Origin of the sequence: Nostoc sp. FACHB-133 (genome assembly GCF_014698055.1) — a bacterium.
Lineage (GTDB): Bacteria > Cyanobacteriota > Cyanobacteriia > Cyanobacteriales > Nostocaceae > Nostoc.
This window is the reverse complement of record NZ_JACJSH010000095.1, coordinates 1-18,141: the sequence shown is the minus strand read 5'-3', so window position 1 is coordinate 18,141 and position 18,141 is coordinate 1. Positions and strand designations below refer to the sequence as shown.

17 protein-coding genes are annotated in these 18,141 nt (G+C 40.3%); 16 read left to right on the top strand and 1 reads right to left on the bottom strand.

Annotation, left to right across the window (positions count from 1 at the left end):
- The 9 genes from H6G86_RS35525 to H6G86_RS35485 all read left to right on the top strand — a co-directional run.
- On the top strand, positions 1-339 hold a 339-nt coding region (locus H6G86_RS35525; protein ID WP_190938296.1), incomplete at its 5' end, for a hypothetical protein.
- Positions 340-351: 12 nt separating this feature from the next.
- Complete coding sequence (locus H6G86_RS35520; protein ID WP_190938295.1) at positions 352-1,002, top strand: hypothetical protein; 651 nt, start codon at positions 352-354, stop codon at positions 1,000-1,002.
- A 128-nt stretch (positions 1,003-1,130) separates the two neighbouring features.
- Positions 1,131-1,778 (top strand): hypothetical protein, encoded by a 648-nt coding sequence (locus H6G86_RS35515; protein WP_190938294.1) that lies wholly within the window; start codon positions 1,131-1,133, stop codon positions 1,776-1,778.
- Between the two features lie 67 nt (positions 1,779-1,845).
- Complete coding sequence (locus H6G86_RS35510; RefSeq protein ID WP_190938293.1) at positions 1,846-2,427, top strand: hypothetical protein; 582 nt, start codon at positions 1,846-1,848, stop codon at positions 2,425-2,427.
- Positions 2,424-3,878, top strand: coding sequence for a hypothetical protein (locus H6G86_RS35505; protein WP_190938292.1), 1,455 nt, complete (start codon positions 2,424-2,426; stop codon positions 3,876-3,878). The genes H6G86_RS35510 and H6G86_RS35505 overlap by 4 nt, the downstream gene beginning before the upstream one ends.
- A gap of 77 nt (positions 3,879-3,955) precedes the next feature.
- Complete coding sequence (locus H6G86_RS35500; RefSeq protein WP_190938291.1) at positions 3,956-4,162, top strand: hypothetical protein; 207 nt, start codon at positions 3,956-3,958, stop codon at positions 4,160-4,162.
- 51 nt (positions 4,163-4,213) lie between these two features.
- Positions 4,214-4,420: a hypothetical protein gene (locus H6G86_RS35495; protein ID WP_114085451.1), complete on the top strand. Its 207-nt coding sequence runs from the start codon at positions 4,214-4,216 to the stop codon at positions 4,418-4,420.
- A gap of 598 nt (positions 4,421-5,018) precedes the next feature.
- Positions 5,019-6,437: an RNA/DNA-binding domain-containing protein gene (locus H6G86_RS35490; RefSeq protein ID WP_190938290.1), complete on the top strand. Its 1,419-nt coding sequence runs from the start codon at positions 5,019-5,021 to the stop codon at positions 6,435-6,437.
- 150 nt (positions 6,438-6,587) lie between these two features.
- Positions 6,588-6,890, top strand: a complete 303-nt coding sequence (locus tag H6G86_RS35485) for a hypothetical protein (RefSeq protein ID WP_190938289.1) — start codon at positions 6,588-6,590, stop codon at positions 6,888-6,890.
- A gap of 37 nt (positions 6,891-6,927) precedes the next feature.
- Here the strand turns inward: H6G86_RS35485 and H6G86_RS35480 are convergent, their stop codons facing one another.
- Entirely contained in the window at positions 6,928-8,238 is a 1,311-nt protein-coding gene (locus H6G86_RS35480) for a hypothetical protein (RefSeq protein ID WP_190938288.1), read from the bottom strand.
- Between the two features lie 1,019 nt (positions 8,239-9,257).
- On the opposite strand from H6G86_RS35480, the gene H6G86_RS35475 reads away from it, so the two are divergent.
- The 7 genes from H6G86_RS35475 (at position 9,258) to H6G86_RS35445 (ending at position 18,071) form a co-directional block, all read left to right on the top strand.
- Positions 9,258-9,839: a tyrosine-type recombinase/integrase gene (locus tag H6G86_RS35475; protein ID WP_114085570.1), complete on the top strand. Its 582-nt coding sequence runs from the start codon at positions 9,258-9,260 to the stop codon at positions 9,837-9,839.
- A gap of 184 nt (positions 9,840-10,023) precedes the next feature.
- Positions 10,024-12,435, top strand: a complete 2,412-nt coding sequence (locus tag H6G86_RS35470) for a type I restriction-modification system subunit M (RefSeq protein WP_190938287.1) — start codon at positions 10,024-10,026, stop codon at positions 12,433-12,435.
- A complete protein-coding gene (locus tag H6G86_RS35465; RefSeq protein WP_242065139.1) occupies positions 12,435-13,700 on the top strand; it encodes a restriction endonuclease subunit S in 1,266 nt (421 codons plus the stop codon). Before H6G86_RS35470 ends, H6G86_RS35465 begins: the two co-directional genes overlap by 1 nt.
- A gap of 65 nt (positions 13,701-13,765) precedes the next feature.
- The gene (locus tag H6G86_RS35460) at positions 13,766-14,002 is read left to right on the top strand and encodes a type II toxin-antitoxin system Phd/YefM family antitoxin (protein WP_190938285.1); all 237 of its coding nucleotides are present in this window, start codon (positions 13,766-13,768) and stop codon (positions 14,000-14,002) included.
- Entirely contained in the window at positions 13,999-14,388 is a 390-nt protein-coding gene (locus H6G86_RS35455; RefSeq protein ID WP_190938284.1) for a type II toxin-antitoxin system VapC family toxin, read from the top strand. The genes H6G86_RS35460 and H6G86_RS35455 overlap by 4 nt, the downstream gene beginning before the upstream one ends.
- Before the next feature lie 103 nt (positions 14,389-14,491).
- Entirely contained in the window at positions 14,492-17,542 is a 3,051-nt protein-coding gene (locus tag H6G86_RS35450; protein WP_190938283.1) for a type I restriction endonuclease subunit R, read from the top strand.
- Position 17,543: 1 nt separating this feature from the next.
- Positions 17,544-18,071: a M48 family metallopeptidase gene (locus H6G86_RS35445; protein WP_190938282.1), complete on the top strand. Its 528-nt coding sequence runs from the start codon at positions 17,544-17,546 to the stop codon at positions 18,069-18,071.
- The last annotated feature ends 70 nt before the right edge of the window (positions 18,072-18,141 follow it).

The following is an 18,141-nucleotide window of genomic DNA, read 5'->3' as shown; positions in this document are numbered from 1 at the left end:
GCGGGACTTAAACGGCGCTATGGTGCGTTAAGTCCAACCAGGGAGGGATTTGAGGAGCGTTGGCAAGCATTCAAGCATTTTTATTCGTCCGAAGGCGGCTACAGCGGTATTGAAGCACTATCTGCTTTGGCAAACTATCTAAAAATCAATCTTGACGACGTACCACCAAGCACCCGTTACTACTGGTTTAGTCAAGTCGGTCTGTCTTACAGCGCTCATGGCAACTATCACAGCAAAGATTTGGCCCTTGTCGCGTTTGTTGCTGCTAAATGGGCAATCAACAAGCGTAAGCAAACGATGAAATCCGCAACCATCGAAGTTTTAACACTAGCCCTTTAAGGAGCAATCATCATGTCTGACAAATTTACTAATAACGTCCGCGCTCGTTTGTACAAACAGGGTTATCAAGGATTCACTAAGGACGATTACACAACGGCAGCGATCGCTGTCGAGTGCGATGACCTTGACAATCCCACCAAAGAGCAATTGAGCCAAGCCGTTGACTATCTCAAAGTCAAATCGACAAGCCAATTATCTGTAACTGATGAACCCGTTGAAGAAACTTTTCTAGTAGGCGTAGAAGATGCACAGCCTGAAGTTGAATCTAATCAGCTTGCAGTTACCGAACCAGAGAATCAGATTGTGCTGACTGAGCAGGAAAAGCAAGCCCTCGTTGCAGACATTGCACAGGGCGCAGGAATTGAACTCAAAGCGGCGGATGTGAAACAGATTACAGTGTCTATTGCTTCCACCTTCGCATCCAGAAAAGAGTTGAACGAGGCGATTTTTAACGCCCTCGTCCACTTTGCAAGGGAATTCAAGAATCAAGAAGTATCAAAAATCCGACGCAAAGCTGACGAAATCAGGCAGACATTGGCAGAAATGGATGATGTTGCTGGCAGTGAACTGACCCAGATCAAGCAAGCGATGGAGGCGACCGCCCTGGACTACAAAAGCCAGTTTGCAGACCTCGCGTTATCTTTCGCCGGAATTATCGATTAAGCCAAGAGGCAATCTCACTTACAAACATTTGTTAATTGGGCTTGTGGGGATACCGTTACTAATTGCACTCGCGGCTCCCCTCTCTCAATGGTTTATGACGGAATGTTGCACATACAGGAGTCAAAAACGTGAAGCATATCAAGAATTTGGTCGGCAAGCATGGTAAAAAGCTGAAGGCGAGGGCTGAGAAGCTAGGGGTTGCTGATAGCTTAATCATGGGTTGCATCAATGGCGATGATGCAGCGCTGACCAAAGTAGGGGAAATGGGCAACGAAGGTGAGCGCATCTTAACCATCATGCCCTACATCACAGATAACCTGTCAGCATTCATTAAGGGTACTGAGGAGTACAACAAAGGGCTAGTAGAGATTTACAAACAAGCTGGCGCGTCTGGTATTGCTCTGGACAAAGCTAATGCTGATTTAACGATCGCAAATTTAAAGTACGGTCATGAGCGCTCAGAAATCGGATTGAAACTGGCCAGCGACCGCACACTAGAGAATCAGCGCTACAGAGAAAGCATCGACCTAGTTAAGCTCAAAGCTTACATCGACTATCACATGAGTAAGGTTGACCATTTAGCGGCTGCTAAATCGCAGTTAGCCCGACCCGTGAAGGCACAATTAGACGCTGACAGAACTTATGAGACGGAAAAAGCAAAACATCTATTGACTTATGGCGAAAACTCAGACCTTGATTTAGTGCCTCGTAAGTCATTCACGACTAACAAATTAGTCCAAGCGTTCCGCACTGCTGTTTCTACGATTTTCGAGTAGTCAACATTTAAAAATCCCCTACTAAGTTAGCGATTAGTAGGGGAAGTTCAAATTTGTCATAAGAACAATGTTAGATGAACTTAACACCGAACTGCAAGACGGGGACACCGAACAATCACTCGATTATCAAGACTTTCCTGATACTGCATTTACCCAGGATGAACAAGAAGCTATTAAAAGATTCAAAGCCAAAGAAATTGAAAAGCTTAATCGTAGTCGCGCTGTTCTCAAAGGTATTGAGTCTTGCGGCTGGGGTGTTACTTCTTATTGTTTGGCTAAGTATTTAGTAATAGCTACAGGCTCGGCGGGGCTAATGCCTGCGGTCGCTATTGTGTTGGGAATTAATCAAATAGTTAATCGTGATTTATTGGAGTTCACCGTAAACAAGTCTCCTGAAGGATGGGTTTTTACGGACATGGACAAGGCGATAAAATTTCTCTTTCAAACGATATTCGGATGCTTCATTTTGTGGACTGCTATCGGTGATTTTTACACCACAATGCAGAACTCACACAAGACTTATGACAACATCAAAGCAACTGTAGAAGATTTTAACCGTCTGCCAGAATCAGACAAAACTATTGTGTTTTTGGTGGGTGCATTAGTGGCAGGTAGTGTTGTTTACGGCATCCATAAATCCAAGTCATGAAGGCTCAACCCCTACTGAAAATTGGTGCTGTCACAGCTTTACTTCTGGGGCTAGCAAGCGCTTATTACTACGGGCAGACACCGCACCCTTATCAGTTTACTGAAGTGCGATTTTGTCCTACTACCGCCAATAAACGGACAATGAAGTACTTTGGCAAACCCACACAATCACAATCGGCACTTGATAATAAATACTGCCGTTTCAAGTACAGATTGCTCACAGAAGTATGGAAGTCACGACAGTTTAATGATGTTGTGTCTCTCCCTGACGGTGCTTTCATTACTAACGATTTGGCTCCATCAGATAATCCAAGTCTGTGGTTATTAGTCGCGCCTGCTTTCGTCTGGATGGGTTATTACTGCTGGGCTGCCAAAGATGAGATTGATAACGAGTCAAGTTTTCAACGTCTGGAATATTTTAAGACAGCTATTAAGCGTCAAGGCTTAGTTACAAGGACTGAGCGCGATTTACAATCACATGAATCAGAGCGCATTAAAGACAAGCATAAGAAGGACATTGATAGACGCGCTGATAATTTGTTAGTCCAAGAACGATATATCTCCTTAGAGGAATTGCAGCAACAGTATCAGCGTCAGTCCGAGCTTGAAGATTTGCAGTTTAGCAATACTAAAAAACAGTTCGTGGTCGCTGATTCTGTAGCTGACAAATCCATTGCTGAAAACAGAAGAGACAAGCGCAAGGCGGACGCAGAAAACATCAATCCCAGTAGTGAAAAAGTTAAGGCTCCACAAGGCACGAGCGCCCAAGAATTAGTTCAACTCTTGAAAAATCATGAGGGCGGCTGGCTATGGGATGTCATCGAATCAACAAAACCAGTTTGGGTACTAGGAGGCCAAGGTAGTGGTAAAAGCAGTTTTGCTGCATCAATTGTTATGTGTAGGAAGGCGATTTTTGATTGGAACATCACATCAATTGTTGACGCTCATGGACATAAGAACAGAGCTAAAGCTTGGAAGTTGTTGATACCTTTAGAGCCAGAATTAATCGGCGAACGCAACGATTATTTAGCTATTGGTGAGGCAATGGATGAAGCTGTTCAACGTTGGAGCGACCGCACAGAAAACGACACCCCTATTCAAACACTTTGGGATGAATTGACACAGCTTTCTCTGCAAGATGATTGTAAAGAATCAGTCAAAAAATTTGTGAGACATTCACTTACTGACGTTCGCAAGGCTGCCGAATATCTAGTTTGTATTTCTCATGCTTTTACTAATGCAGCAAGTGGTAATGCTGAGGGTTTTAATGATTTAAGGCAAAGCGAAACTATCCAAATCAAGCGCAAGTCAAAGAACGGTCGCGTACCTCTAAACCATGCTGAAATTAGTGGTCTTTATGATGACGATGGAAATCTAATTGAATCGAAGCGCGTCACAGTTCCAGACTGGTTTTATCCTGATAGCTTGCTCAGATTTATTAGCGCTCGTTAGATAAATATTTCTCGTGAGTCACAAAACCGGAAAACTTTGTTGATTAGTCGATTAAAAATAGTGAGGTATTTACATTTATGCACCCAATAGAATTTAAGAAAAAGTGGCAATTAACTTACAACGAGCTAGCACTCGTCTTAGGTTACGAAAATGATTTCACTGTCCGTTGTTGGGGGATAAATGGAGTCCACAGGCGCAACCCTCAAAAAGTTGCTTATGTTGCTTGTCGCCTTCTAGATGAAAAATGGTCAGCTGAGGGGAAACAAATAGATTCTTACCTTTGATAATTTCTCTTTGCGTCTCTGCTAATTAATTACTTGAAATAGGTGAATACTATGCACCCAATAGAATTTAAGAAAAAGTGGCAATTAACTTATGACGAGCTTGCACTTGTTTTAGGTTATCAAGGTGATTATACTGTTCGTTCTTGGGGTACGAATGGAAGACACAAGCGCAATCCTCAAAATGTTGTTTATGTCGCTTGTCGCCTTCTAGATGAGAAGTGGTCAACTCAGGGTAAACTTGTGGATTCTTATCTTTGACTCGCACCCGAATCTCTCATGTCTACAGATGTAGACGCTTTCTAGTTAAGAGTGCTTGTTTACAAGCGTTTTAGGCGCTGATGTTGCACACTCAATACTGCTCGGTCGGAGCTAGTCCTAATGAACGAGGGGGTTTTGGAGTGTATGCCGGGCGATGATCTTGTCTTTTTCTGAGTGGCTTAGTTCCGGCATAGCTCCAAAACCTCCAATGTATTTATTGATTGATAAAAAGTAGTTTTAGGTGCTTATGTCGGGGGTTACTCCATGAGTAAATTATTACCCCTCTCCCAAACCCTCGCTCTAAACGAAGTGTCCCCAGTTCGTCGGGGTCTTACAGTATTGCTGAATAGCGTTCTGAAATCTAGTTTTTGAGAAAACAACAATAAACGCTTGTGGTTTCAAAGTTCAAAGTGCTTGACCACAAGTGTTTTTAGTACCAATGTGGATTAAGAATGTTTTTACACACAAACCTACTTACTGCCTCAGTTATGGATAAATGTAATTTACAAGACGAGTAATTTTGACCTTATTTTGGGCATCATAAGGTTGCGGTAGGTAGTACCTACTGTACTTAATGATGGGTTCTGAGGAGGTAAGAATGCCGATTAAAACTAGAAATGTAATGTACAAAGAATATGTAAAAATATTAAAACTTCAAGAGAACCATTTTTTAGATTTAAAAGCAATTGAGATCAAGCCAGCCAAACTCACACAGACAATATCAGCATTTGCTAATGCTGATGGTGGAGAAGTATATCTTGGAATTGCAGAAAAGACTATTTTAGAAAATGGAAGACAAGAGAAGCAGAGTTTTTGGGAAGGATTTCAAAAACAAGAAGATGCCAATGATTTTATTAGGACTATTGATAATTTGTTTCGGACAGAGCAAGGATGTTCATTTGAATTTTTATTCTTCCCTAATAAAAATTTGATATTGCATATTGAAATCCCTAAAACTAATTCCTTAATTATGGCTTCAGATCAGGAAGTTTATCTTAGAAGGAATGCAGAAAATAAACGTCAGAATGAGGAAGGCATCAGAAGAATTTTATATGATAAAGGAATAGAGTCTTTTGAGAATCAAACAATTTCTAATCTTGAAATTGAAGAAATTACTAATTCCAATATTATTTTGAATTTTTTAACAGAAAATCATATTGAATCTGAACCTGTGTCCTGGTTAAAAAAACAAAGACTGATACGTAAAAACTTACCAACTGTATGTGGTATATTATTGTTTTCAGATTTGCCCCAGGCAATTATACCAAAAAACTGTGGTATTAAAATATATAGATACAAAACGGCAAATAGCGAAGGTGTTAGAGAAAGTTTGGCTTTTGATCCAATAACTATTGAAGGTGATATTTATGGACAAATAAAATTTGCCGTTATAAAAACAAGAGAGATAGTAGAATCAGTACCTAGATTAGGCGAGTGTGGATTAGAAGAAATTAATTATCCTACTGAAACACTCCATGAAATAATTACTAATGCTGTTTTACATAGAGACTACAGTATTGCAGATGATATTCATATTAGAATATTTGATAATCGTATTGAAGTAGAAAGTCCAGGTAGATTACCTGGACATATTACTATTAAAAATATTCTTGAAGAAAGATGTTCTAGAAATGGTAATTTGGTAAGGATTATTAATAAATTTCCAGATCCACCTAACAAAGACATTGGGGAAGGACTTAATACAGCATTTAGAGCTATGAATATGCTAGGTTTAAAGCCTCCCAAAATTGAGCAAAAATCTAACAGCTTTATAGTATACATACGTCATGAACCTCTAGCATCAGCAGAAGAAATTATTTTAGATTATCTAAATAAACATGAACAAATGAATGTTTCTGTAATCAAAACTTTATGTTATTTTAAGTCTGATTATGACTACAAAAAAATAATAAGAGGGCTGGTAAAAAGAGATTTAATATCGCATATACCCAATGCGAAAGGTAAAAAATCTGCTTATCGTAAAGTTAAACCATTGGATGTTACTATAAATGTCTAGCCTCAGAATAACAGTCTGACACAGTAGACCGCCTTGACTCAAATGTTGTCGCAAAATATCTCAAAGACATTTTCAGAATATTCTCTTCAACTCCTTACTTCAAAGAGCGTGACGGGGGAACTCTGAGCCAAGGAAGTAACATAATTAAAGATGAGAAATTATGGAAGCGAACAGGCCATGATTGCTAAAGAAGAAATTACCATCAAAGTTCCCTCGTTGGTAGCAGAGGCATACCGCAATGCCACGCAAGAAGAACGGGAACAATTGCAACTTAAGATTGCGGCAATTATGCAGTCTCAATTTACAACTCCAAGACTTGAAGCAATTGCACGTCTAAGAAACACGATGGATAAAGCTAGCCTTGAAGCGCAAGAACGAGGATTAACGCCTGAAATCTTAGAATCGATTTTGAATGATGACCAGAATGGTGAAAACGGGTCATCAAATCCTTAGCGGTAGTTTCTGAATCATTGCTCATTGACCCCTACCCCTATTGATTTAATCCCATCTCTTTTTTAATTATTTTAAATAATTCTTCCTTTTCTTTGTCTTTGCATAAGAAGAAAATAGAGCTACCACAACGCCATAATCTATGGTTGCCTACTGTTTTATAACATTGATCAGCGTTTTTAAAATCATTTTTCCAATTATAACCAATATTCAATCGCTGTTTGGGATAAAGTTTTATTTGATATAAAGTTTTATCTCCTATTCTTCTAATAAATTTTATTCCATCTTCCAAAAGCTCATACTTTATATCAAAATATTCATTTACTTCACCCTCAAATAATAACTGATTGCTGGTAAGACTGTTATACTCACTATCTTTGGAATCTATGATCTTAAAATCTTCGACTTGTTGTTGTATACTTCTCAGGATTTTTTCTTTAAAATTTTCCTCGTATATCTCTAAACGTAGAAGTTCCATAAGATAATCTATATATTCCTGAGATGCTTTAATCAATTTGTTTTCAGAATACTTTCGTCTGGAAGACTTAATTTTAGTTTTGAATGAGTTTAAATCAATTTCTAAATTAGCAATTGCAACTTGGATAGCTCGTTCTGCTAACCCATCAACCACAGGACTTGGAATTGAATAATCGTGTCTATATCTGCGCTCATCAGATACTTCTAACTCAAAAAAGTTAACCGAAAATTTCATTATTGGTACAACCTGTTTAATTTCTGTAAATGAGTACCACATCTTTACATAAGGGTCTATTGCAAGGTGATGTACAGCATTTAATAAACATTCTCCTAGTGCGGTTTTAGGAATTTTAAAATAATCATCCAAATAACTATCTAATTGAGGAGTAAACGCTTTAGCTTCTAAAAAACCATAACAGTTTAAAACTGGAAAAAAAATAAAATCGGGCCATGCGTGTATGACTCTTACTAATACATCATAACCAATAATGACTTGTCCGAAAAGACCAGCCATTATTTCTCCAATTACACCAATGCTAGATGTACTACTGGTTTTAGGTAATTGATGAGTAATAGATAGTTTTGCATATTTACCGGGATACGGAAAAATTCTTATTCCATTACGCCATTCGTTCCAAACTTCAATATCTGCCAAAGGGTCTGCAATTGCCGCTTCTGGAAAAGCTTCATTAGCACAGATAATTTGTTCTTCATCAAATAACATAGGTTTACTTGTATTTGATACTAGTATTGCCTTTTTCAAAGCCGCACATAGTTTTAATTTAGCTTTGTCTTTTCTTTTATTAGGACTTCCATTTGCTAAATCATCCTCTGAAAAAGTGTATTTCCAATGCTGAAAATCGACTTCTATCACTGTTAAACCTTTTTAAACTACATTATTTGATTGTTATGAGTCCAAGTAAATTAAGTCAAAGCAACAATCACTATCCTTATCTTTCCCAATTTTATTATCAAAAATATCAGGGCTTTATTAAAGCGCTAACGATGCTGTTTAGTGTGGTACACACGTTGGATATAACGAATATATTTACAAGGAGTGCGCTATGTTGCGTGTTTGGAACTTGCCTATTAAGTTTTAGTGGTGTGAGTTTCTAGTTGACCGAGTGTGAAAATCTTGGACTGGGGCGTTGCGACGGGAAAGTTATCCTAAAGACTTATATGAAAATTTATTTAAGTGCTTTGCTTGCTCCCTTTCCTTCTGAGATTAAGTTGAGAGAGTTGGGTATTGGCTCATTCCTTGTCGAAACAAAGCGATCGCCCTCCTTGTGCCAACTCTGATATCAATATTTTATGTCGTTTACAGCATCTACAATCTACATAGAATAAGCATTTTACGTTGTTAGTATTTTCTACAGCGTTGCTATTTTCGGGTAAATTTCTACAACGATGTCCTGATTGCTAAACTGACTAATGTCGTAGAAAAAGTGGCTCGATGTATACGTTGTTTATTCAACACAGATAATAAATTAACAACGTTCCAAAATGCCTAAAATTATTTACGCTGTTGTTGTTGTTGTTATTTAAAATGCGATAAGACATAAAACTTTGATATCAATGCCCCACCAGAGTAAGCGATCGCAAGAAAGCGGACGGTTACGCCATCGCTTCGGGAGCAGCTATCCCAAAGTTAGTGCTAAAAATCAGCAATCAAGTCGCCGCTACTTGAAGTAACCCCCAGCCTTGTATAGAGAAAGGATAGATATTTGCCAAACTTATCAATGGGGGTGAAATTGGGATTTTGAGGGTGTGAATGATAAGCGTGGCTTAACTGAGCCAATTTTCGGGGTGGATATTCACGAGAGAATAAGGGTTTGGGAGAATGGGGAGTGTTGGTATTTCAACGTATAATACGAACAGTTGTGAATAGCCAAAATGCTGGTACGTCGTAAGAATAAGGATTACAGGTCACGGGAATATCTTACAGTACGTGAGGTAAATAGCATACTGCGGGCGGCAAAAGTTTACGGACGGTACAAGGTGAGGAATTATGCGTTAATACTGTTAATATTTCGCCACGGGCTGCGGGTGTCGGAAGCTTGCGATTTGCGATGGGATGCGATTTCATTTTTAGATGAGGAGATTTTTATCACGCGCAAAAAAGGGAGTGATAGCGGTGTGCATCCGTTGCCTGTGGATGAAATCGAGGCATTGAAAGAATTAAAGGAATTAAATATTGGTGGTAATTACGTTTTTATTGGGGAAAGGGGAGAGAGGTTAACGTCGGCTGCGGTACAAAGATTGTTGACTAGGTTGGGGGAAGTAGCTGTGTTAAACATCAAAATCCATCCGCACCAGCTACGCCATGCTTGCGGTTACTACCTTGTGAATGAAGGGCATAGTACTAGGTTTATTCAGGAATTTTTGGGGCACAGGGACATCCGCCACACGGAAAAATATACCAAAGTAAATTCCAAACGCTTTTCTGGCATCAAGTGGAACACAATTGATGAGTAATGAAATGAACATTTGAGCATTCCTGGTATACGATATAACCTCAGCTATTACACGAGCAAAGTCCTTGTGCGTGGTATGTTATTGGTTCTTTGCACAATGTATAAACTTCAAAGCAAGGAGTCAGATGGGCTTGAGAACGTCTGACAAAGTTGATCAGGGGAGATATGGGTGAAGGCTACACGAAATGGCAATTAAGAAAAGTGAACTTTATAGTTCGTTATGGAAAAGCTGTGATGAACTGCGGGGTGGCATGGATGCCTCGCAGTATAAGGATTATGTACTGGTTTTATTGTTTGTTAAATATGTATCTGATAAATATGCAGGTGTAGCAGATGCGCTGATTGAAGTGCCTGAAGGCGGAGGCTTCCAGGATATAGTTGCCTTCAAAGGACAAAAAGATATTGGGGATGGCATCAACAAAATTATCACGAAGCTAGCCGAGGCAAATGACTTAGTAGGCATCATTACCGTCGCAGATTTCAATGATGCCGATAAGCTGGGCAAGGGTAAGGAAATGCAAGATAGGCTTTCCAACTTGGTGGCGATTTTTGAAACCCCTGCTTTGAATTTTAGTAAGAACCGCGCCGATGGTGATGATATTTTGGGCGATGCCTATGAGTACCTGATGCGTAACTTTGCGACGCAATCAGGCAAAAGCAAGGGTCAATTTTATACTCCGGCGGAAGTCTCCCGTGTAATCTCTCAAGTTATTGGCGTTAATTCAGCCCAAAGCCAGAGCCAGACGATTTACGACCCGACTTGTGGTAGTGGTTCTCTGTTGTTAAAGTCGGCGGATGAAGCAGAACGGGGCTTAACCATCTACGGACAGGAGATGGACAACGCTACCCGCGCTTTGGCTCGGATGAACATGATCCTGCACGGACACCCTACTGCTGAAATTTGGCAGGATAATACTCTATCTAGTCCTTACTTCAAAGATGCGGATGGTAGCCTCAAAACTTTTGATTTTGCTGTGGCTAATCCTCCCTTTTCCTCCAAGGCTTGGAGTAATGGACTTGATCCAGCCAAAGACGAATTTAAACGGTTTGATAACTATGGTATCCCTCCGGCTAAAAATGGGGACTATGCCTTTTTGCTGCACATGGTGCGCTCCCTGAAAAGTAATGGCAAAGGGGCGATTATTCTGCCGCGTGGGGTACTGTTTCGCGGGAATGCGGAGGCAGAAATTCGGAAAAATCTGATTAGTAAGGGAATTATTAAGGGGATTATTGGGCTACCGCCGAACCTGTTTTATGGGACGGGGATTCCAGCCTGCATTATTGTGTTAGACAAAGAAAATGCCGAGAATCGCCAAGGCATTTTTATGATTGATGCCAGCAAGGGGTTTGTTAAAGACGGCAATAAAAACCGTCTGCGGGAGCAGGACATTCATAAGATTGTTGATGTCTTCAACAAGCAGCTTGAGGTGGCGAAGTATTCGCGGATGGTGCCAGTTCAGGAAATAGAGGGGCATGAGTACAACCTGAATATCCCGCGCTATATCGACAGTCAGGAAGAGGAAGATATTCAGGATATTGAGGCGCATCTGTTGGGGGGAATACCCAAGCGAGATGTTCAGGCTTTGAGCGATTATTGGCAGGTGTACCCGACGCTGCAACAGGAATTATTTGAGGCGGCCAATCGCCCAGGATACCTGATGCTCAAAATTCCAGGATCAGAAGTCAAATCTTGTATTTTTTCCCATCCTGAATTTATCAGCTATAGGAAAGACATTCAAGCGGTTTTTGAGACGTGGCAAGGGAAACACACGCCTTTGCTCAAAGCCATCCAGCCGGGAGATAAGCCCAAGGCGATTATTTACGCGCTCTCGGAAGACGTGCTGCAAGCCTTTACGGGTAAAAGTCTGATTGATAAATATGATGTTTACCAGCACCTAATGACCTATTGGGTGGAAAGCATGAAGGACGATGTTTATATTTTGGTAGAAGATGGCTGGAAGGCAGAACTAACGGCGGTGACGAATAAGAAAGGTGCAGTAACAGATTATGTCTGCGAACTCATTCCCAAGGAGTTGATGATTAACCGCTATTTTAAAACTGAACAGGCGGCGATCGCTACTTTGGAAACGAAAAAGGATGAAATTGTTCGCCAGCAGGAGGAACTGCAAGAAGAACATGGCGGTGAGGAGGGTTTGCTGGAGGAAGTCACTAATGATAGTGGGAAAATCACTAAAGCGAACATTAATCTTCGCATTAAGGAAATTCAGAAAAATCCTCTTTTTGCGGATGCGGATGAGTTGAAAGTTCTAAAGTCTTATTTGAAATTGATTGAGTCAGAAGCGGAACTTAATAAAGAAATTAAAGAGGCTACCCAATCTTTACATAATCAGGTGTTAAAAAAATATCAGGAATTAACAGAGGATGAAATTAAAACCTTGGTAGTTGATGATAAGTGGATGCAGACGTTAAGACAGGCGATCGCTTCAGAGATGGATCGGATTTCGCAACGGTTGACGCAGCGAATTAAGGAGTTGGCGGAACGGTATGATATGCCTTTACCGGAGTTGACGAGTCGGGTTGAGGAGTTGACGGCTAAGGTTGAGGGGCATTTGAAGAAAATGGGAATGGTGTGGTGATGGAAGAAAACATACCAAAGGGCTACGAAAATATAGAAGTAGGGATTATTCCTGATGATTGGGATGTTAGGGAATTAGGTAGTATTTCCAAAGTTGTGAGAGGTGGGTCTCCTAGACCAGCAGGTGATCCAAAGTTTTTTGGTGGAATCTATATTCCTTGGTTAACGGTAGCAGCATTGACTAATATTCCAGAGTCTTCTATATATGTTTCACAAACAATCGGATTTTTAACAGAAGAAGGTGCCAAGTATAGTAGAACATTAGAAAATGGAACACTAATCATTGCAAATAGCGGTGCAACTCTAGGAGTTGCCAAAATTCTTGCAGTAAAATGCTGTGCTAATGATGGCATTGCTGCATTCATAGATTTAAATAAAGACGCTGACAAACTATTTTTATACTATGTTTTGAATGCCAAAACCAAAGAGTTTAGGGAAGTAGTAGCAACAGGAAACGGTCAGCCAAACTTAAATACTACTTTAATTGGTTTAACAAAAATCTCCTTCCCTTCGACGATAGAAGAACAAAAAGCGATCGCACAATCCCTGAGCGATGTTGATGCTCTGATTACAGAGTGCGATCGGCTCATCACCAAAAAGCGCAACACCAAGCAAGGCACGATGCAGCAACTCCTCACGGGCAAAAAACGCCTGCCGGGTTTTAGCGGTGAGTGGGAGATAAATAAATTAGAGAATATTTCTAGCGAAATTGGTGATGGCATCCATTCAACTCCTAAATATGTAGAATTTTCTGAGTTCTATTTTATCAATGGCAATAATTTAATAAAAAGCTCAATTCAAATTACCGACCAAACAAAATGTGTTAGCGAAGAAGAGTTCTGTAAATATAAAAATATCTTGAATGATAGGACAATACTAATTTCCATAAATGGAACGATAGGGAATATCGCATTTTTCAATAATGAAAAAGTAATTTTAGGAAAAAGTGCTGCATATATTAATGTTAAAAAAGCAATTTCAAAAAATTATATTTTTTACTTTTTACAAACTTATACAATTAATTGTTATTTTGAAGATGAGTTAACAGGTTCAACAATCCGAAACTTGTCACTCAAATCAATCAGAAATACACCTATATCAATTCCGCCAACAATAGAAGAACAAAAAGCGATCGCCCAAATTCTCAGCGACATGGACGCAGAAATCGAAGGCTTAGAACAAAAGCGCGATAAATACAAAGCTATAAAACAGGGCATGATGCAAGAACTTCTCACCGGAAAAACGAGACTAATTAGCAGTTCTTGATCAAAGTTAGGGTTTTCAACAGCCAATCTATAAAATAGAAGCAAGAACAAGAACTAAACCTTACTATGGAACAGATTGCTACCAGCGAATTACCCGAAACGCTCCAACTAATATTTGCAGAAATACAACGCACTAAAACACCTTTAACCGTCACACATGACGGGGAACCCTTAGTAATTATCTATCCTGCCACTCCTCAACCCCAGCGACCAGTATTTGGAGCCATGAAGTGTAGCGGCGAAATATTGGGAGACGTGATTGCTCCAGTTATCCCTGCTACTACATGGGAAGTACTCCAGTGAAGCTCTTACTTGATACCCACATCTGGCTTTGGTATTTGCTTGGTAACGAACGCCTATCTCCTGGGCTGCAAACCACCATTGCATCTGTAACAACCGAACTTTGGCTCAGTCCAATTAGTATCTGGGAAACGCTACTTTTAGCAGAAAAAGGACGAATATCTTTACAGCCTAATCCAGTGGCATGGGTCGATTTAGCCTTAAATACCCTAGAAATTCATGAGGCTCCACTTAACCGCCATATCGCTATTTTAAGCCGTCAGATTCAGCTACCGCATCAAGACCCAGGCGATCGATTTATTGCAGCTACCGCAGTTTACCATCAGTTGACCTTAGCTACAGTCGATACCAATCTCACGGGTGCTTCCTGGTTACAAACATTAAGCTAGACATAAAATTTACGGCTGACACAAATAAAGATGACATAGTTTGATAAACAGTGTCATATTTAAATCTGAGTAAATCCGTGATTTTAACAGTAATGGGGTTGCTATGAGCAAGGTCGGACAACGCGAACGCCAAACCCAAAACCGCATTGTGCAACTATTCGAGCAACAATTAAAATATCGCTATCTGGGTGATTGGCACGACCGACCTAACAACAGCAACATCGAAACGGAAATCCTCACCGCCTTCCTCCGCGACAAACAAGGCTACAGCAACAGCCTCATCACCAAAGCCTTGTATGAACTCAACAAAGTCGCAGGCGACCAAAGCAAAAGCCTTTATGACATCAACAAACAGGTTTATAGCCTCCTGCGCTATGGGGTTAATGTCAAAGAAGAAGTTGGCGAGAACACCCAAACCGTTTGGCTGATCGACTGGGAAGAACCTCTAGAAAATGATTTTGCGATCGCTGAAGAAGTTACAGTTAAAGGCGAAAACACCAAACGCCCAGATATCGTACTTTATGTTAACGGTATTGCGATCGGTGTACTCGAACTTAAACGCAGTACCGTTTCCGTCTCTGAAGGCATCCGCCAAAATCTAGATAACCAAAAATCCATATTTATTAAATCCTTCTTCACCACCATGCAGTTTGTCATGGCAGGTAACGACACCGAAGGACTCCGCTACGCCACCATAGAAACCCCAGAAAAGTATCACCTCACCTGGAAAGAAGATAGTCACAGCCACATCGAAAAACCCTTAGACAGAAATCTGCTGCAACTGTGTGAAAAAGAGCGTTTTTTAGAACTCATCCACAACTTTGTCGTCTTTGACAGTGGTATCAAAAAACTCTGCCGTCATAACCAGTATTTTGGCGTTAAAGCTGCCCAATCTTACATTCACCGTCGAGAAGGGGGGATTATATGGCACACCCAAGGCAGTGGTAAAAGCCTGACGATGGTTTGGCTTACCAAATGGATTCGGGAATATAACTCTAATGCTCGTGTCTTAATTATTACTGATCGTGATGAACTCGACCAGCAAATTAAAAGCGTGTTTCTAGGGGTAAATGAAAACATTTATCGCACTACAAGCGGTGCAGACTTAATTAGCCAACTGAATAATACAACTCCTTGGTTGCTCTGCTCTTTAATCCATAAATTTGGCAGAAAAGACGGTAAAAAAAATCAAGCCGACTACGACAACTACATAGCCGAACTCAAGCGCAGTTTACCCCAAGATTTTCAAGCCAAAGGCGATATTTATGTCTTTGTCGATGAATGTCACCGCAGCCAGTCGGACAAATTGCACAAAGCGATGAAAAAAATTCTGCCTAATGCTTTGTTTATCGGTTTTACTGGTACACCCCTACTCAAAAAAGACAAACAAACAACCATCGAAGTTTTTGGCTCTTACATACACACCTACAAATTTAATGAAGCTGTAACCGATAAAGTTGTTTTAGATTTACGCTACGAAGCCCGCAACGTTGACCAGTACATTACCTCACCAGCCAAAATTGATCAGTGGTTTGAAGCCAAAACTAGAAACTTAACCGAATCTGCCAAGACGGAACTCAAAAAACGCTGGGGTACGATGCAAAAAGTCCTCAGTTCCAAATCACGACTAGAAAAAATTGTTGGCGACATCATCCTAGATTTTAATACTAAAGACCGCCTGCAAAACGGTCGAGGCAATGCCATGCTCGTCAGTAGCAGTATTTATGAAGCTTGCAAATATTACGAGTTATTCCAAAATGCTGGCTTGACAAAATGTGCCATTATTACTTCCTATGATGCCTCTCCCCAGAGTATTAAAGGTGAAAGCACGGGAGAAGATGAACTCACCCAAAAGCTAAAGCAGTACGAAATTTATCAGAAAATGCTCAATGGCAAAACACCAGATAAATTTGAGGAAGAAGTCAAAAATAAATTTATCGAATCACCCGCGCAAATGAAGCTGTTGATTGTAGTGGATAAGCTGCTGACTGGCTTTGATACTCCTCCAACCACCTATCTTTACATCGATAAATCTATGCGTGACCATAGTTTATTTCAAGCCGTTTGTCGCGTTAATCGCCTAGATGGAGAAGATAAAGAATATGGTTACATTATCGACTACAAAGACCTATTTAAAAGTTTAGAAAAATCAGTTAATGACTATACATCTGAAGCCTTTGAAGATTATGCAATAGAGGATGTTGATGGGTTATTAAGCGACAGATTAATCAAGGGTAGGGAGCGCCTAGAAATTGCCAGAGAAAGCATCAAAGCTCTGTGTGAACCAGTAGCAGCCCCCAAAGATACCGATGCTTATGGACGCTATTTTGGTGGTGCTAACGACGAGCCAGACAAGCTCAAAGACAACCAGCAAAAACGCCTTGCACTCTATAAATACACAGCCGTTTTAATTCGCGCCTACGCCAACCTAGCTAATGACATGCTGGAAGCCGGATACACCCCAGCAGAAATCGAAATTATTAAACAAGAAGTTAAATATTACGAACAGGTACGCGCCGAAGTAAAACTACGCAGTGGCGATTATATTGACTTAAAAACCTATGAACCCGCCATGCGTCACTTGATTGATAGCTATATCGGTGCAGAAGAAAGCGAAGTTATCTCAGCCTTTGACGACATGACACTAATTCAGTTGATTGTCGAGCGCGGTGCAGATGCAGTTGACGCATTACCCAAAAGCATCAAGCAAAACAAAGTAGCTGTAGCCGAAACCATCGAAAATAACTTACGCAAAGTCATTATTGATCAGCAGCCAACTAACCCCAAATACTTCGACAAAATGTCCACGGTGCTGGATGAGTTAATCCAAGCCCGAAAAGCAGCCAGCCAAGACTATCAAGCCTACTTGCAGAAAATTGTTGAGTTAAGTAAACAAGTTGTTCAACCTAGTAGCTCATCACAGTATCCTCAATCATTGAACTCTCCCGCTAAAAGGGCGTTATATGACAACCTGAATCAAGATGAAGTATTAGCCCTAGCGATAGATGCAGCCATTCGCAAAACTAAAAAAGATGGTTGGCGGGGAAACAGAATCAAAGAACGCGAAGTAAAAAATGTGATTAAACAACATCTAGATTCGTTGGAAGATTGCGATCGCATTTTTGAAATAGTCAAGAGCCAAAGCGAGTATTAGGATGCACCAAATAACTGTCGGTGAACTCGTCATAGACGTTGCCAGAAAAGACATTAAAAACTTGCACTTGGCAGTGTACCCCCCCGATGGTCGAGTACGTATCGCCACACCCTTAAACATTGATGACGAAGCTGTGCGTTTATTCGCTATCTCCAAACTAGCTTGGATTAAAAAGCATCAAGCTAACTTTGAAGCACAAGAACGCCAGTCACCAAGAGAATTTGTGTCTGGTGAAAGTCATTACTTTCAAGGAAAACGCTATTTATTAAATGTCATTTATTGTTTGGGTAATCCCAAAGTAGAAGTTAGAAATAATACTTATATCGACCTTTATGTTAGAGAAGGAAGTAATGAAGCACAACGCCAACAAGTCATAATGTCCTGGTATCGACAGCAGTTAAAACAGGAAATTCCCCCATTAATCGAAAAGTGGCAAAAGAACATGGGAGTTAAGGTTGAGGACTGGGGCGTAAAGCTGATGAAAACCAAATGGGGTACGGGAGCAATGCGGTTTTGTCAGATCCAGTAAAAAACAAGCGATCGCAAAAATAAAATCTAAGTAAGAAGTAACTTTATTTACTAAATATGTGCTGGTAGCC

What these genes read in the sequence shown, in the direction of transcription:
- H6G86_RS35520 (WP_190938295.1), top strand. Translation starts at nt 352, where the DNA reads ATGTCTGACAAATTTACTAATAACGTCCGCGCTCGTTTGTACAAACAG.
- H6G86_RS35510 (WP_190938293.1), top strand. Translation starts at nt 1,846, where the DNA reads ATGTTAGATGAACTTAACACCGAACTGCAAGACGGGGACACCGAACAA.
- H6G86_RS35505 (WP_190938292.1), top strand. Translation starts at nt 2,424, where the DNA reads ATGAAGGCTCAACCCCTACTGAAAATTGGTGCTGTCACAGCTTTACTT.
- H6G86_RS35500 (WP_190938291.1), top strand. Translation starts at nt 3,956, where the DNA reads ATGCACCCAATAGAATTTAAGAAAAAGTGGCAATTAACTTACAACGAG.
- H6G86_RS35495 (WP_114085451.1), top strand. Translation starts at nt 4,214, where the DNA reads ATGCACCCAATAGAATTTAAGAAAAAGTGGCAATTAACTTATGACGAG.
- H6G86_RS35490 (WP_190938290.1), top strand. Translation starts at nt 5,019, where the DNA reads ATGCCGATTAAAACTAGAAATGTAATGTACAAAGAATATGTAAAAATA.
- H6G86_RS35485 (WP_190938289.1), top strand. Translation starts at nt 6,588, where the DNA reads ATGAGAAATTATGGAAGCGAACAGGCCATGATTGCTAAAGAAGAAATT.
- H6G86_RS35475 (WP_114085570.1), top strand. Translation starts at nt 9,258, where the DNA reads ATGCTGGTACGTCGTAAGAATAAGGATTACAGGTCACGGGAATATCTT.
- H6G86_RS35470 (WP_190938287.1), top strand. Translation starts at nt 10,024, where the DNA reads ATGGCAATTAAGAAAAGTGAACTTTATAGTTCGTTATGGAAAAGCTGT.
- H6G86_RS35465 (WP_242065139.1), top strand. Translation starts at nt 12,435, where the DNA reads ATGGAAGAAAACATACCAAAGGGCTACGAAAATATAGAAGTAGGGATT.
- H6G86_RS35460 (WP_190938285.1), top strand. Translation starts at nt 13,766, where the DNA reads ATGGAACAGATTGCTACCAGCGAATTACCCGAAACGCTCCAACTAATA.
- H6G86_RS35450 (WP_190938283.1), top strand. Translation starts at nt 14,492, where the DNA reads ATGAGCAAGGTCGGACAACGCGAACGCCAAACCCAAAACCGCATTGTG.
- H6G86_RS35445 (WP_190938282.1), top strand. Translation starts at nt 17,544, where the DNA reads ATGCACCAAATAACTGTCGGTGAACTCGTCATAGACGTTGCCAGAAAA.